Genomic DNA, 15,717 nt, shown 5'->3' with positions numbered 1-15,717 from the left:
TTCTGATTTGGTTGACGTTGTGCCGCCATGGGCAAAGCATCCGTCACATCATCCGCGAAGAAATCCGCTGCGAAAAAGACCGCAGGCGCAGGCAACAAACCGGACCCCGGCGCAGAGACGCCGGATTCGCAGGAAAAATCCGAATTCGTCGAGGTGACCGCCGAAAGCGGCGACCATGTCGATCCGCCGCCGCCGGAAGTCGTCGAGCACGATCCGGAATTGTCGCCGGAAGAGGCCGAGCAGGCCCGCAAGGATTATCTGCTGACGCGGTTCTGGATCAGCGCGCGCGGCTATTGGGGGAAGACGGGCGACCGGCTGGCGTGGGTGTTCACGATCGGTCTTCTGCTGCTGATCGTCGCCAATGTCGGCTTCCAGTACGGCATCAACGTCTGGAATCGCGCGATCTTCGACGCCATCGAGAAGCGCGATTCCGCTACCGTGTATTATCTCGCGGCGGTGTTCTTTCCACTGGCGGTCGGCAGCGTGCTGCTCGGCGTGGCGCAGGTATTCGGCCGCATGGGCATCCAGCGCCGCTGGCGCGCCTGGCTGACCAATGCGGTGATCTCGCGCTGGCTCGCCAACGGCCGCTACTATCAGCTCAACCTCGTCGGCGGCGATCACAAGAACCCGGAATATCGCATCGCCGAGGATCTGCGCATTGCGACCGACTCGCCGGTCGATTTCGTCGCCGGCGTCACCTCGGCTTTCCTGTCGGCCGCCACTTTCATCGTCGTGCTGTGGACGATCGGCGGCGCCTTGACGGTGACGCTGGGCGGCTCGACGATCATCATCCCCGGCTTCCTGGTGATTGCGGCCGTGATCTACGCCGCCATCGCTTCCGGCTCGATCCTGACGATCGGCCGCAGCTTCGTGCAGGTGTCCGAGGACAAGAACCAGGCCGAGGCCGAGTATCGCTACGCGCTGACGCGCGTGCGCGAGAACGGCGAAAGCATTGCGCTGCTCGGCGGCGAACAGGAAGAGCGCGACGGCATCGACAAGACGTTTACGAAGGTGCTGCAGCAATGGGCGCGGCTGGCCGGCCAGCACATGCGCACCACGCTGGTGTCGCAGGGCTCCAGCCTGATCGCGCCGATCGTGCCGCTGCTGCTGTGCGCGCCGAAATTCCTCGACGGCAGCATGACGCTCGGGCAGGTGATGCAGGCGGCTTCCGCCTTCACCATCGTGCAGACCGCGTTCGGCTGGCTGGTCGACAATTATCCGCGGCTGGCAGACTGGAACGCCTGCGCGCGCCGCATCGCTTCCCTGATGATGTCGCTCGACGGGCTCGAACGCGCCGAGCGCGGCGACGGCATCGGCCGCATCAAGCGCGGCGAGACCGAGGTCGGCGGTCCGATGCTGAGCCTGCAGGATTTCTCGGTCACGCTGGATGATGGCACCGCGGTCGTGGGCGAAACCGAAGTGGCGATCGGACCCGGCGAGCGCCTGCTGGTGGCCGGCGAATCCGGCACCGGCAAGAGCACGCTGGTGCGCGCGCTGGCGGGGCTATGGCCATGGGGCGGCGGCCACGTCAATTTTCATCCCGATCGCCGGCTCTTCATGCTGCCGCAGAAGCCCTACATCCCATCCGGCACGCTGCGCCGCGCCATCGCCTACCCCGGCGCCGCCGACGACTGGACGATTGAGGCGATCGGCGAAGCGCTGCACAAGGTCGGCCTTGACCACCTCAAGGAGAAGATCGAGGAAGACGGACCGTGGGACCAGACGCTGTCCGGCGGCGAAAAGCAGCGGCTGGCGTTCGCCCGCCTGCTGCTGCACAACCCCGACATCGTGGTGCTGGACGAGGCGACCTCGGCGCTCGACGAAAAGAGCCAGGACAAGATGATGGAGATCGTCGTCAACGAACTGCCGAACGCCACCATCGTCAGCGTGGCCCACCGCGTCGAGCTGGAGGCGTTCCACAGCCGAAAGATCGTGCTGGAACGGCGCAAGGGCGGCGCCAAACTCGTCAGCGACATCGACCTGATCCCGCGCAAGGGCAAGCGCCGCCTGCTCGGCCGCTTCCTGCGCAACCGCAAGGCAACGAAGAAGGCGGCGTGATGCCGTGGCGAGCGCGAACCTGGTTCTGCGCTGACTGCGCCAACCACAGCAATTTAACCGCTCCCGTTTGAGGAAGTCTGTGCGCTGGCACACGACCAGGCGTAGGCTGTTCGCCCCCCGCGTCATCGCCTAGCTATCGAGCGGGCGAGTTGCTATGTATGTGAGATCATCGTCCGACCTCGGCAATTGCCGGTGACTGAGAGCCTTGTGCTCCCGCCTCTACCGGGTAAGCGGTTCGACGCCTCCTCCACAGAGATTCGATTTCGTCATTGGGTCCGCCGGCGCGGCTGCTGATCGCAGCTGCAGGCATCCTTCAATGGTGAGCCAATTTTAACTGACGTGCGGCTGCGAAATCAGCGAACAGGAGACGACATGGCAAATACGGCAACGATCAGGAACGCAAACGGGCTCCCGGCCACATTCGCCGGCTCGAAGACCGGTCAGGACGACGCCCCGTTTGTTTTTGTAAAAGTTGGAAACGAAGAGCGCCGCATGCGATGGGCCGAGTGGGATGCCCTCCCTGCCTGGACCGGTCCTCGCCCTCAGAAAATCAAAGACCAATAGCATTGCCCTCGCGGCCGCGGGGCAACGAATCTGTCCACTTCAATCCGGGAAGCAGGCCGGCCCCGCTGGGGCGAGTCTGACGTTCATTTCGCAGCTGATTCGAAGTCAGCGGAGGAAGGTCGCAAAGATCGCTTCAGTTGACGTCCGTAATCCTTCCCTTCCCGGCACAGGCCTCGCACTTCACGGGATAGATCTTGCGCGTCGACGCAGCCGGCTGCTTCACCGGCGGGAAGCCTGTGCCGTTGCAGGCCGCACACATATGCTCTTTGATTTTCGGCGTCATTGGGACCTTTCAGGCCGTCTGGTTGGCGACCTCATTCGTGGCGTATCGCTCTACGGAATTGGCTCGCTATCTGCGGCAAGTGAGCAGTAGCATATCCGACGGGCAGAGCCATGATCTATCGGCCAAGGTGACGTTTCGGCCGTCTCAGGCAATCGCAAAACGGCCAAGAAGACGGCTTAGGTTTCCTCGATCGACCCGCAGTGGCGCGTAATCCCTTCATCCGTCATTGCGAGCGCGGCGAAACAATCGATCCCGTTTGCCGCGCTCTAGATTGCTTGGCCGCGCTTGCAATGACGCGGATCGACCTGTTTTGCGCCCACAAAACCCGTTATGCACGCGCCGTTTTTTCTGAGGACCGCCGCTTGACGCCCCATCACGATTCCGCCCCCGCGCCGTTCGGCGCGTTCGCCCCGAATGCCGCGCAGGCCGCGATCATTTTGCTGGCGCACCGCTCGCAGCTGAAACGCGGCGCGTTTCGGCCGACGCTCTCGCGACTGGTAAGCCTGCTGCGCGCGGGACCCGTCGATATGCGATACCAGGACGCCTCGTTCCGCTTCTACCACCAGGCCAGCGCCACCGAGCGCGGCGCGCTGTTCAATCCCGCCTACAACATCGAGGAGCTGGATTTCTTGCGTGCGCATGTTCCGGCCGGCGGCGTCTTCGTCGATATCGGCGCCAATGTCGGCACCTATGCGCTGGCGCTTGCTGGCCACGTCGGTCCCGGCGGCAAGGTGATCGCGATCGAGCCGCACCCGGTGACACATGCGCGGCTTGCCTTCAATAGTGCCGCGTCGGGCTATGCCCAGGTGAAACTGGTCGCGGCCGCCGCCGGCCCTGCCGACGGCGAATTGCTGATCGAGACCGACGGCGACAATCTCGGCGCCAGCCACATCGTGTCGGGCGAGAGCTCCGGCAACGCGATCAAAGTGCCGTCGCTGCGGCTGCAGCGTATCCTGGAGGACGCCGGCGTCGCGCGTGTCGATGCGCTCAAGATCGACATTGAGGGGTTTGAGGATCGCGTGTTGACCGGCTTCTTCGCCGGGGCGCCACAAGCCCTGTGGCCCCGCGCGGTGGCGATCGAGCATCTGTCAAAGGACGAGTGGCTGGGCGACTGCATCGCCGACATGCGGGCGCGCGGCTATGCCGAAAAAGGCAGAACCCGCAGCAATACGTTGCTGGCGCGAGGCTGATTCCGTACCCGCCGCCCGAAGGAGAGCGACATGATCGACCACATCGGATTTCCGGTTTCGGATTATGCGCGCGCCAAGGCCTTCTATCTGAAAGCGCTGGCGCCGCTCGACTACAGCCTCGTGATGGAGATTACGCCGGAGGAACACGGCCACGATCCCGCCGCGGGGTTCGGCGCCAACGGAAAGCCAGATTTCTGGATCGGCGGCGAAGGCGGGCTGAACAAGCCGCTGCATGTCGCAATTGTAGCGAAGGACCGTGCGACGGTCGACGCCTTCTACAAGGCCGCGATGGCTGCCGGCGGACGCGACAACGGCGCGCCCGGCATTCGCGCGCATTATCACCCGAACTATTACGGCGCCTTTGTGCTCGACCCCGACGGGCACAACATCGAGGCCGTCTGCCACGCGCCGGTTTAAGCGGGCTGCATCCGCGGGCGATGGAACTTCGCGCGGCGGTCGCTGTTGTCGCTTCCGGAGCTTCAACTTTCGGGAGACGTGATGCCAATCGAACCGCCGGAGATACCCCCGGCGACACCGGGACAACCGACCGAGCCACCGCCAGAGAGTCCGCCAGGAAATCCAGGACCGGAGGTGCCACCACCCATCCGCGAGCCTGGACCGTCACCTCAACCGCAGGAGTTGCCGCGCAAGACACCAGATGAGATACCGACGCGTGGGCCAATCAGCCCGACCACGCCGAATCCTGCCACCGATCGGGCTCCGGATGGCGGCGCCGCCTGAACGCGCAATGAATGCAACCCATTGCGACAATGAAATAAAAACCATCCAACCATTTGTAGGTCGCCACAATCCAGCCTAATGATTAGCCGTTCAATCGACCAACTGACATGCCAGTGAGGGCCATTCGTTGCTGTCGAGCCTTATTCTTCCGGGGACCCAGAACATCATGACAAAGCTTCGCATCCTGCTGCTCGCGACGACTGCCTTGACGGCAACGCAGTTCGCGAATTCCGCATCGCAGGCGCAGACCGCGCCCCTGATCGTGGCGCAAGCCAGAGAAGAGGGTGGCCCTCCCGGTGCAAGGAAGGACGGCCCGCCGCCGGCCGGTGGGCAGAGGCCCGGTGCTCCGCCTCCGGCCGCGGCACCTCCGCGTCCGGCAGCCCCGCCACCGCCGCCGCCCGCCGCGGCACCGCCACCGCGTCCCGCACCCCCTCCGCCGCCTCCTGCGGCTGCACCACCGCCGCGCCCGACACCGCCCCCGCCACCTCCGGCGGCTGCGCCTCCGCGGCCGACACCTCCGCCGCCGCCCGCCCCGCCGCCAGCTGCCGCGCCGAAGCAGCCCGCCGCACCTCCGCCGCCACCCGCGGCCGCACCTGCGCGCCCGACGCCACCGCCCCCACCACCACCGGCCGCCGCACCCACGGCGCCGAAGCAACCGGCTGCGCCGACGACGCCACCGCCACCGCCTCCTTCCCAGAAGGGGACGCCATCGCCTGTGACACCGCCGCCGCCACCACCACCAGCTGGCGCGAGACAACCGTCGGCACCTGGCGCCACGCCGGCTCCCACGACGACGCCGGCCCCGGCCGCACCACCGGCAGGCACGACGCCTCCGCCGCCGCCCCCCGGCGGGAGCACGACCGCACCCCCGCGTCCCGGTGCACCCGCAATCCCCCCGAGCGCAGGCGCGCCGCCGACTACCCCACCGACCACGCCGCCGGGACGACCGGGCGCGCCGCCGCCTGCCGCACCAAGCGCGGGCGGCGCTCCGACCGCGCCGGGCGCAACGCCACCGGCCGCCGCGCCAGGGAGCGCAGCTCCGACGGCGCCAACCGCCGTGCCGGCAGGGCCCAACTCCGCGCCGCCTCCCGGCCGGGCCCAAAATGCCCCGCCGACCGTGGCACCCGCGTTCCGCCAGGCGCCGCAAGTAACCGCGCCGCTGCCGCCGGCTCCGCCGACGGAAGGCGGAACGAGAGTCATCGCGCCGGGGGCCGCGCCGCAGGGCCCGCAGCGCCTCGAGGACTTCCGCGGCCAGCGCCGCGAAAGCCAGCAGGGCGGCCGCACCATCATCACCGAGCCCGGCCGAATCATCATCCGCGATCCCGGCGGACAGCAATATGTCCGTCACAACGAGGTGGACCGTTTCCGGTACGGCGCGCGTGACATCCAGACCCGGACCGTCGGCGACGAGACCCGCACCGTCGTGATCCGGCCCGACGGCACGCAGGTGATCACCGTGGTCGGCCGCGACGGCCGGCTACTGCGCCGAATCCGGCGCGACGAGCGCGGCCGCGAGATCATCATCATCGACAACAGCTACCGCGATCCGCGCGGCGGTGGTGGATTCTATGTCGCGCTGGCGCCGCCGGTGGTGCGGATTCCTTACAACCGCTACATCGTCGACGCCGAGGAAGCGTCGCCGGAAGTGCTCTACGAGACCATGATGGCGCCGCCGGTGGAGCGGATCGAACGGCGTTATTCGCTGGACGAAATCCGCTACAGCCCGACGGTGCGTCAGCGCATGCCGAGCATCGACGTCAACACCATCAACTTCGCAACCGGATCGTGGGAAATCCCGCCCGATCAGGCGGCGAAGCTGCAGGCGATCGCCGACGGCCTCAACCGTGCGATCCAGGAAAATCCGCGCGCGGTATTCCTGATCGAGGGCCACACCGATGCGGTCGGCAACGACGTCGACAATCTGTCGCTGTCGGACCGCCGCGCCGAGTCTGCCGCGACCCTGCTGACGCAGCAGTTCAACGTGCCGGCGGAAAACCTGACCTCGCAGGGCTATGGCGAGCAGTACCTGAAGGAGCCGATTGACGGGCCGAGCGCGATCAACCGGCGCGTCACCATCCGCAACATCACGCCGCTGCTCAACGGCGGGCAGGCTTCGCTGCCGCCGCCCCCGCCCGGCACTGCGCCGCCGCGCTGAGTAAGCATCGATCAAACGAAAATGGCCGGGAGCAATCCCGGCCATTTTTATGATCCCGCCACCTTGTTTGAGTCAGGCGCTGAGCGCCCGCGGCGGCACGCAGGCTTCGCAGATCGCAGCGGCGTGCCGGTGATCGGTGCCGCAGCAGCCGCCGAGGATGCGCAGCTTCGGAAAGGCCCGACGGAGCGCGACGTAGCGCCGGCCGAGATCGACAGGGTCGCCCGCATCGAGCGCTTCGGATTCGTCGAGTTCGGCATGGCTCTTGGTCGAGGCATTCGCCCTGAGGCCATGGATACGCTCGGTCCAGCCTTCGCCGGCCTTTAGCGCATCCTCGAAATGCGTGGGATGCGCGCAGTTGATCAGGAAATACTCGACCGCGCAGCCGGTCTCGCGATCCACCGCTTCGATCGCCTCGCGGAGCGTCTCTCCCTTCACAAGGCGGCCGTCGGTCTCCACCGTGAACGAGATCGCCGACGGCATATCCAACGATTGCGCCGCCCGCGCGATGCCGATCGCCTCGTTGACGCTGTTGAGCGTGTAGGCGGTGACCATGTCAGCACCACCTCTCGCAAAGGCCGCGATCTGCGCGCGGTGATAGTCTTCCGCCTCCACAGCATCCATGTTGCCGGCCTTGTAGCCGTCACCGCGCGGTCCGACGGCGCCGCTGATCACGCAGGGCGCGCCGGGCCGCTCCCACTCCGCGCGCAACGCGTCCAGAAACGCGATCGATCGCGCGTTGACTGCATCGAGCGCCGCGGCGTCGAAGCCGAGCTTGGCGCCCCAATCGGGATTGGCACGCCATGTCGGGCTGTCGAGCACAAACCCCGTGCCGTGACGGCGCGCCACGGCAAGATACGCCGCGTAGTACTGCTTCAGCTTCTCACGTCCTTCTTCGTGGTCAAGCAGCACGAAGGCTGCGAAGTGCGGCAGATCCACGCCTTCGTGGAAGATCAGCGTGGTTTCCATGCCGCCGTCGGTGAGAAAAATGCCGCCGCGATGCTGCGGCAAAGCGTGTCGATATTTGGCCATATCCATATCTCCAAAAAAACAGGAGCCTTGATGCGTCTCGCCTGCATCGATCGGGTCCGGCGCTGTTGGTGCCTCATAGTGTCGCGGCGTCCTAGACGGCCTGCGGTGCAGGTGAACCGGAAGCTGCGAAATGATACGAAATCAGATGGTTGTGGATTGCGCGGCGGCGCGGGCCTGCGGCGAGCCATGGAGAAACCGTACCATGGGTACAGTTCTGGAGCCCCGGATGAGCAAGGGCGAAGCCACGCGCGAGCGGATTCTCGAAATTGCCGAAGCGGCCGTTCTCGCCAAGGGATTTGGCGCCACATCGATCGAGGAAGTGATCGCGGAAGCCGGCCTCACCAAGAGCGGCTTCTTCTACCACTTCAAGGACAAGAACGCGCTCGCCCGCGAAATGCTCCGCCGCTATGTCGCGACCAACGATCGTCTGTTCGACGACATCTTCGCACGGGGCCGTGAATTATCGGATGATCCGCTGCAGGCGTTCCTGATCTCGCTGAAGCTGTTGGCCGAGACGATGGCCGACCTGCCGAGCGGCCATCCGGGCTGCATGATCGCGAGCATCTGCTATCAGGAGCGGCTGTTTGATCGCGAAGTGCGTGAGCTGACCGCGCAATCGGTGCGGGACTGGAACGCGCGTTTCCGCGGCATTCTCGACGGCATTGCCGCGGTGTATCCACCTCGGGAGCCGATCGATCTCGACGATGTCGCCGACATGCTGTCCTGCATCGTCGATGGCGCCATCATTATGTCGAAGACATTGAACGATCCGAGCCGTCTCGAACGGCAGATCCTGATTTTTCGAAGCTGCGTCAAACTGATGTTTGCCGCGCCGACGGTGCCCTGACGCGCACGGCCCGCGGGCGCGAAGCTATTTGCCTGCGGCGGCGAGCCCGAGCGCGTCCGCCATGACGCGGAACACTTCCGTATTGTCCATCGAACCGCGCACGCGCTCGCTGCCCGGCCCGGTTGCGGTCAGGATGACGTCCTCGCCTGAATGCACGCTTGCGCCGATCATCGCGGGCAGATTGCCGAAGCGCAGCGCGACGCCGGGAACATCCTTGTATTTTTCATTGGCCTTGAAGCTGCCAGCCTGCTCGCCCTTCACCGTCGGTTCGTTCGGGTTATCGAGTTTGGGACGGTAGGTCTCGTAGTGGTCCGGCAGGCTGGCGGAAAAGATGGCGAGCCGCCTGCTGACATCCACGCGCGATGGATAGCCCTCGGCATCGGGCGCCGGATAATTGGGAAAGCCGGCCTTGTCGTAGACGCCGACGCGCTCGCGCAATGGCACGTTGGGCGTCGTACCCATGTCGTCGTTGATGGTGCCGACCAGGCTGTTCGGATGATTGTGGTCCGCCAGCACGAGGATCAGCGTGTCATCGCCGCGGGCGCGCGCCCAGTCGCGCGTCTGGCGAACCACGTTGTCGAGCATGATCGTGTCGTAAACGGCGCGTTCCATGTCCAGCAGATGCGCGTACTTGTCGATCATCCCGGACTCCACCATCAGGAAGAAGCCGGCCTCGTTTTTCGACAGGATGTTCAGCGCGGCTTGCACCTGTTCGGTCAAATCAGGTTGGTCGGGAAATTTCCTGACGCCGCCGCCCTTGAGGAACTTGCGGTCCAGCGCGCCATCCATGTTGCCGGTGGCAAACAGCCCCAGCAATTGGCGCGTGTCCGGTTTTGTCGCCGACGCATCCAGCTCGGCCTTCGTCATCGCCACTTGATAGCCCACCTCGCGAAAGCGGGCGATGTAGTCGACGTCGTCCTTGCGTTTGGAGCCGGCCGCGGCCTGCGGCAGGAAATTCGCAGCTCCGCCGCCCATCAAAACGTCGGGCCGGGCTGCAAAAAACTGCGCGACGATCTCGTCATAGGCGGCGCGGCGGCGGGTGTGCGCCACCATCGCCGCCGGCGTGGCATCTTCGATTTCGGTATTGGTGACGATGCCGATGGCCATGCCGTTCCGCCGCTTCGCCAGGCTCGTAATGGTTTCGACCTTCGGATCGTCGAACGGGCTTGCAGTGCGATCGGCATAGACGCCCATGGCATTGACCACGGTCTTGTGACCGGTGGCGTAGGCGCTTGCGGCATTCGCCGAATCGGTGATGATCGAGTCCGACCCGGCTGTCGCCACCAGCGCCATGTGCGGCATGTCGTCGATGGCCAGCTTGCCGCGGCTCTTGCCCTCCGTGATCCCCTTGGAAAGGATGCGCGCAGCGACCCGGTGGGCGGGCGACAACCCGTCGCCGATGAACAGGATCACGTTTTTCGCCTTGCGCGGACCGGTGTCGTAGACCGTCCACACCAGTTTGCGGCTGTTCGTGCCGTCGCTGACCTCGACCTCGACATTTCCGGCTTTGGACAGGGCGACATTGCGCAGAATCAGCGCCGACTGGTCCTTGCCGTCTTCGCGATCGACGAAGCTGCCGCTCTGCCCGAACGCGTCGGAATAATCCGCGCCGTTGACCGAGACCTTCATTTTGACCGGATCGACCCGGCCGGCAAACTCGACCTTGAAGTCGAATTGGGCGCCGGCGAGGATTTCGGCACCGTCGATCGGATAGACCGTTTGGGCTGAGCCAGGCGAACCCGACAACAGGATGGCCACGATGGCTGCGGCGAATGCCTTGGTCATGATCGATGTCCCCCGCGATCGTTGATGGCGCAGCGGACGGCAGGATTCGACCCCGCATGCGCGCGGCGCGGCAAGATTAGCCGCGCAGAATGACGTCTCCATAACATCGGAGGCGGCAGTCCCGCCGAAAACAATCGACGCCGTCCAACGGGGTTGGCGCTGCTCCCGCCGGTTCAGCCCTTGTCGCTGCCGAGCTTGAAGATATCGGCGCCTTCCCGGCTCGAAAGCAGGCCCGCCTTGCCATACAGATTGAGCTTGGCGCGGGTATCGGCGATATCGAGGTTGCGCATCGTCAGTTGTCCGATGCGGTCCGCCGGCGTGAACGCGGCATCCTCCACCTTCTCCATGCTCAACCGCTCCGGCGCGTAGGTCAGGTTCGGGCTTTCGGTGTTCAGGATCGAATAGTCGTTGCCGCGGCGCAGTTCCAGCGTCACCTCACCGGTGACGGCCGCCGCCACCCAGCGCTGCGCGGTCTCGCGCAGCATCAAGGCCTGGGAATCGAACCAGCGACCCTGATAGAGCAGCCGGCCGAGGCGCATGCCGCTGATTCGGTATTGTTCGATGGTGTCTTCGTTGTGAATGCCGGTGACGAGGCGTTCATAGGCGATGTGCAGCAGCGCCATGCCGGGGGCTTCGTAAATGCCGCGGCTCTTGGCTTCGATGATGCGGTTCTCGATCTGGTCGCTCATGCCGAGGCCATGCCGGCCGCCGATGGCGTTGGCTTCGAGGAACAGCGCGACGGGATCGGCAAACGTCTGGCCGTTCAGCGCGACCGGCCGGCCCTCCTCGAAACGCACCACGACCTTCTCGGCCTTGACGGCGCAGTCGTCGCGCCAGAACGGCACGCCCATGATCGGGTTGACGATCTTGATGCCGCTGTCGAGATTTTCGAGATCCTTGGCCTCGTGGGTGGCGCCGAGCAGGTTGCTGTCGGTCGAGTACGCTTTTTCGGCGCTCATCTTGTAGGCAAAACCATGCGCGGTCATGAAGGCCGACATTTCGGCCCGGCCACCCAGTTCGTCGATGAAAAGCTGGTCGAGCCACGGCTTGTAGATCCGCAGGCCCGGATTGGTCAGCAGGCCGTAGCGGTAGAACCGCTCGATATCGTTGCCCTTATAGGTGGAGCCGTCGCCCCAGATGTTGACGCCGTCTTCCTTCATGGCCGCGACCAGCATCGTGCCGGTCACGGCGCGGCCGAGCGGCGTGGTGTTGAGGTAGGCGATGCCGCCCGTCGAGACGTGGAAGGCGCCGGACTGGATGGCGGCGATACCTTCGTGGACCAGTTGCGCGCGGCAATCCACCAGGCGGGCCTTTTCGGCGCCGAATTCCATCGCCTTGCGCGGAATCGCATCGTAATCGGCCTCGTCAGGCTGGCCGAGATTGGCGGTGTAGGCAAAGACCTTGGCACCCTTCTGCTTCATCCACAGCAGCGCGGCAGAGGTGTCGAGGCCGCCCGAAAAAGCGATGCCGACCTTTTCCCCTTTGGGCAGGCTTTTCAGAATCGTGCTCATGGAATGTCCAATCGGTCGAGGTAACGAATGCCGCTGCGGGCTTGGAGGCGCGAATAACAAATTTCCCTGTCATGGGCACGCGTTTAATGGTGCCAGAACCGGACCTAAGCCGCCGTGCGCCCGCGCAGGCGCTGCCAGAGGCGGTAACCGGGCCGGCCCCAACGCGCCAGCGCGGACTCGATCTGCCCATCCGTCAACCGTGTCGAGGGCCAGCGGTAGATCCAGGCATGGGCCAGCCAGATCACGAAAAAGCTGACGAGACCGGCGGCAGCGACGTCGGTGAAGAAATGCCCGCCGAACGCCATGCGCAGCGTGGAGGTGACGATCCCGAACACGGTGGCCGCGACATAGGCCAGCGGCCGCCAGGCCGGTGGCGTCAGCGCGGCCGGCGCGTAGGCCCAGAACGCGGTGGCGCCCTCGCCGGAGAAGAACGAGCAGTTGCGCCCGCACTCGCCGCGGGGATCCCACCACGGCACGAACTGCCAGGGACCATTGAACTCGGTCACCATCACCGGCCGCGGCCGGCCCCAATAGGTCTTGAAGGTGAGATTGGTCAGCACGACGGCCGAGAGCAGGATCGTCACCAGCAGGAATACCGCGGCGCGCCCCGGAACCAGCATCGGCCGGTCCGGCCGCAGCAGTTTTGCCACGATGGCAAACAGCGCCGGCAGCGCCAGCGCCCACGCGATCCACATGGCGCCGTCACGCGCGAAGGCGGCAAGCCCGTGCTGCTTCAAAGGAAACGACGCGCTCGTGGAATCGAAAAACAAAGCCGCCAGCTTCAGGTCGAGTTCGGGGAAAATCCCGAACAGCAGTCCGATGACGAGCGACAGGCCCAACGCGATGACAAGTCCGGTCCGGTTCATGGCGCGGGGTTTAACCGAGGCGGTCCGGTATGAAAACCCCCGTCACGCCTGCGGCCGGGACTGCGACGGAAGCGGCGGCGGCGGCCGCAACGGGGACCTCGGCTCGCGCCAGGCGCCGGCAGACCGGCCGGCGATCATCCAGTACATCAGGCCGGCCACGATGCCCGCGCCGGTCATGATTTCAAGGTGACGGCGCACGATGCCGTCGAAACGCAGCGTCGCGGTATCGAACGGAACGAGGCCGAGATAGCAGGCCGCGCCGACGAGCGCGCCGCCCAGCGCATAGGCCAGTATGCTGCGAATGTAGAATGCTTCCGTGATCAGGACGATGATCAATGCCGGCAGCAGGGCAAAGCCGGACAGGAAGATGAAACCGAAGCCGAGAATTACGTTGATTGCGCCCTGGTCGATCATCCCGGTATCGAGATCGCTGAACTCCGGATAAAGCACCGCGACGACCACGATCAAGCCCGCCACGAAACAGGCCGCGAGGAAAGCGAAGAAGACGACGAAGAGGCGCCCGATCAGGGACATCGCCGCACGCCGTCGTTGCGGTGGTCGGCCATCCCTCAATCCGTCATTGCCATCGCGCGCAGCGCCTCGCGTTCGCGGACGGACAGTTTTTCGGTCTCTGACTTCAACTGGCCGCAGGCGGCGAGGATGTCGCGGCCGCGCGGGGTGCGGACCGGGGAGGAATAGCCGGCGTTGAAAATATATTCGGAGAATTTTTCGATCTGGTCCCAGTCCGAGCACTCATATTTGGTGCCCGGCCACGGGTTGAACGGGATCAGATTGATCTTCGCCGGAATGCCCTTGAGGAGCTTTACCAGCAGCTTGGCGTCATCCATGGAGTCGTTGATGCCCTTCAGCATCACATACTCGAACGTGATGCGGCGTGCGTTGGAGGCACCCGGATAATCGCGGCAGGCCTGCATCAGCTCCGCGATCGGATATTTCCGGTTCAGCGGCACCAGTTCATCGCGCAACTCGTCACGCACCGCATGCAGCGAGATCGCCAGCATGACGCCGATCTCATCGCCGGTGCGGATGATGTTCGGCACCACGCCCGAGGTCGACAGCGTGATGCGGCGGCGCGAGATGCCGATGCCTTCATTGTCCGCGGTGATCAGCAGCGCATCGCGCACCGCGTCGAAATTGTAGAGCGGCTCGCCCATGCCCATCATGACGACGTTGGTGACGAGCCGGCTGCCGGTCGGCGTCTCACGGTCGGCCCAGTCGTTGAGACGGTCGCGCGCCACCATGATCTGGCCGACGATTTCACCGGCGGTCAGGTTGCGCACCAGCCGCTGCGTGCCGGTGTGGCAGAACGAGCAATTGAGCGTGCAGCCGACCTGCGAGGAGACGCAGAGCGTGCCGCGATCGGTCTCGGGAATGTAGACGCACTCGACCTCATGGGCCTTCTGGAATGCGTCGCCGCTCGGCAGCCGCAACAACCATTTGCGGGTGCCGTCGTTGGAGACCTGCTCGGCGACCACTTCGGGCCGATCGACGGTAAAATGCTGCTCTAGCTGCGCGCGCATGTCCTTCGAAATGCTGGTCATTTCGTCGAACGCCTTGGCGCCGCGGACATACATCCAGTGCCAGAGCTGCTGCGTGCGCATCTTGCGCTGCGCGGGCGCGACGCCAATCCCGCCCAGCCGGTCAGCGATCTCGGCGCGCGACAGGCCGATCAGCGAAGGTTTTGCAGGCGGCACATAGGTTTCGAGCGGAATTTTCTCGAGCGGCGCCACGGAAGAGGATAGCGACATTGGTTCACATGAGATGGTTGGAGCGACCGTACGATGAGCAAAGCACAGCATGCCCACCGTAAGCGTCAATCATGGGCATGCTTCGCGTTGCCCACCCTGCAAGGGTAATCAAATAGGCCCTCTGTGGCAGCTAAACAACGCCATTCCGGCCTTAAAAGCGGGGCCTAGCGCTTGCAATCCTGCGCCAGCCGGTCGAGCGCCTGGGACAGCCCCTTCAGCGAAAACACGTCCACCGTTTCGGTGCCCTTGGCCGAGACGCCCTTCACGGTGACTTCGGCGGATTTGCGCATGGCGGCGACCATCTGCTCTTCTTCCGCTGCATTCTTGATCCACAGCCCGTCGCCTTGGGTATACATCGCATAGGCTGAGCCACCGACCTCGAGCGAGGATTCCGAGCCCGGCTTGAGCGCATACCCGATCATGATCGAAACTTCGTTGACGACGCGCTCGGCCGGCCGCGTCGACACGAAGGCGTAAGCCGGATCGCGCGGCCGATTCGGCGGATTGGTTTTGGACGACGACGGCTTCGCCAGCGCAAAACAAACTTTTCTGCCGTTCGGCGTCGCCGTGTAGGCGCCCCAGGTACCGTACTGTCCGATTAAAGTGGGCTCTGCATTGCCGGCAGCTGCAGGGCCCGGTGCCGGCGCAGCAGGCTTGGCGGCCGAAGGCTTTGCCGCCGGAGCCGGCGCCGCCGCAGGTTTCGGCGTGTCCTTTGTAGCTTTCGGAGCAGGGGTTTGTGCTTGCGCGAGGGATAGCATCCCACACAGCGCCGCAACGGCAACCAGAAATGTCGGCATTCGCAACACGGACAACTGGTTCCCTCATCATTGTGACTGGAAGATGGCCCGAGAGTGCTTCGCGCCGCCCGGGGATGGATAGCCGGGAAATGATTTTTTGGGAAGGCAGATACGATCTCGCG

Annotated in this window: 13 protein-coding genes; 6 read left to right on the top strand and 7 right to left on the bottom strand. The window is 64.9% G+C overall.

Annotated elements, in window-relative coordinates:
* Positions 1–27 precede the first annotated feature (27 nt).
* The 5 genes from QUH67_RS01580 to QUH67_RS01560 all read left to right on the top strand — a co-directional run bounded on the left by QUH67_RS01580 (position 28) and on the right by QUH67_RS01560 (position 6,991).
* Entirely contained in the window at positions 28–2,058 is a 2,031-nt protein-coding gene (locus tag QUH67_RS01580; RefSeq protein ID WP_300944903.1) for an ABC transporter ATP-binding protein/permease, read from the top strand.
* A gap of 1,209 nt (positions 2,059–3,267) precedes the next feature.
* A complete protein-coding gene (locus QUH67_RS01575) occupies positions 3,268–4,095 on the top strand; it encodes an FkbM family methyltransferase (protein ID WP_300944902.1) in 828 nt (275 codons plus the stop codon).
* A gap of 30 nt (positions 4,096–4,125) precedes the next feature.
* Complete coding sequence (locus QUH67_RS01570) at positions 4,126–4,512, top strand: VOC family protein (RefSeq protein ID WP_300944901.1); 387 nt, start codon at positions 4,126–4,128, stop codon at positions 4,510–4,512.
* 81 nt (positions 4,513–4,593) lie between these two features.
* Positions 4,594–4,836 carry a hypothetical protein gene (locus tag QUH67_RS01565; protein WP_300944900.1) on the top strand — a complete coding sequence of 81 codons (243 nt, stop codon included), beginning with the start codon at positions 4,594–4,596 and terminating at the stop codon, positions 4,834–4,836.
* Between the two features lie 166 nt (positions 4,837–5,002).
* Positions 5,003–6,991, top strand: a complete 1,989-nt coding sequence (locus QUH67_RS01560) for an OmpA family protein (RefSeq protein ID WP_300944899.1) — start codon at positions 5,003–5,005, stop codon at positions 6,989–6,991.
* A gap of 72 nt (positions 6,992–7,063) precedes the next feature.
* On the opposite strand, the gene QUH67_RS01555 is transcribed toward QUH67_RS01560, so the two are convergent.
* The gene (locus QUH67_RS01555; RefSeq protein WP_300944898.1) at positions 7,064–8,020 is read right to left on the bottom strand and encodes a homocysteine S-methyltransferase family protein; all 957 of its coding nucleotides are present in this window, start codon (positions 8,018–8,020) and stop codon (positions 7,064–7,066) included.
* Between the two features lie 226 nt (positions 8,021–8,246).
* Between QUH67_RS01555 and QUH67_RS01550 the strand changes: the two genes are divergently transcribed.
* Positions 8,247–8,867 (top strand): TetR/AcrR family transcriptional regulator, encoded by a 621-nt coding sequence (locus tag QUH67_RS01550; protein WP_300948304.1) that lies wholly within the window; start codon positions 8,247–8,249, stop codon positions 8,865–8,867.
* A gap of 24 nt (positions 8,868–8,891) precedes the next feature.
* Here QUH67_RS01550 and QUH67_RS01545 read toward each other — a convergent pair whose 3' ends face one another.
* The 6 genes from QUH67_RS01545 to QUH67_RS01520 form a co-directional block, all read right to left on the bottom strand.
* Positions 8,892–10,652 (bottom strand): alkaline phosphatase, encoded by a 1,761-nt coding sequence (locus QUH67_RS01545; RefSeq protein ID WP_300944897.1) that lies wholly within the window; start codon positions 10,650–10,652, stop codon positions 8,892–8,894.
* A gap of 173 nt (positions 10,653–10,825) precedes the next feature.
* On the bottom strand, positions 10,826–12,163 hold the full coding sequence (argG, locus tag QUH67_RS01540; RefSeq protein ID WP_300944896.1) for an argininosuccinate synthase: 1,338 nt from the start codon (positions 12,161–12,163) through the stop codon (positions 10,826–10,828).
* Between the two features lie 104 nt (positions 12,164–12,267).
* Positions 12,268–13,029 (bottom strand): phosphatase PAP2 family protein, encoded by a 762-nt coding sequence (locus QUH67_RS01535; RefSeq protein WP_300944895.1) that lies wholly within the window; start codon positions 13,027–13,029, stop codon positions 12,268–12,270.
* A 42-nt stretch (positions 13,030–13,071) separates the two neighbouring features.
* Positions 13,072–13,563, bottom strand: coding sequence for a hypothetical protein (locus tag QUH67_RS01530; RefSeq protein ID WP_300944894.1), 492 nt, complete (start codon positions 13,561–13,563; stop codon positions 13,072–13,074).
* 35 nt (positions 13,564–13,598) lie between these two features.
* Positions 13,599–14,798: a 23S rRNA (adenine(2503)-C(2))-methyltransferase RlmN gene (rlmN, locus tag QUH67_RS01525; RefSeq protein WP_300944893.1), complete on the bottom strand. Its 1,200-nt coding sequence runs from the start codon at positions 14,796–14,798 to the stop codon at positions 13,599–13,601.
* A gap of 164 nt (positions 14,799–14,962) precedes the next feature.
* Positions 14,963–15,595, bottom strand: coding sequence for an invasion associated locus B family protein (locus QUH67_RS01520; protein ID WP_407080392.1), 633 nt, complete (start codon positions 15,593–15,595; stop codon positions 14,963–14,965).
* Positions 15,596–15,717: the final 122 nt, after the last annotated feature.

This window comes from Bradyrhizobium roseum (genome assembly GCF_030413175.1).
Taxonomy (GTDB): Bacteria; Pseudomonadota; Alphaproteobacteria; order Rhizobiales; family Xanthobacteraceae; genus Bradyrhizobium; species Bradyrhizobium roseum.
Note: the sequence above shows the minus strand (reverse complement) of the source record. Positions and strands in the feature narration are given on the sequence as shown.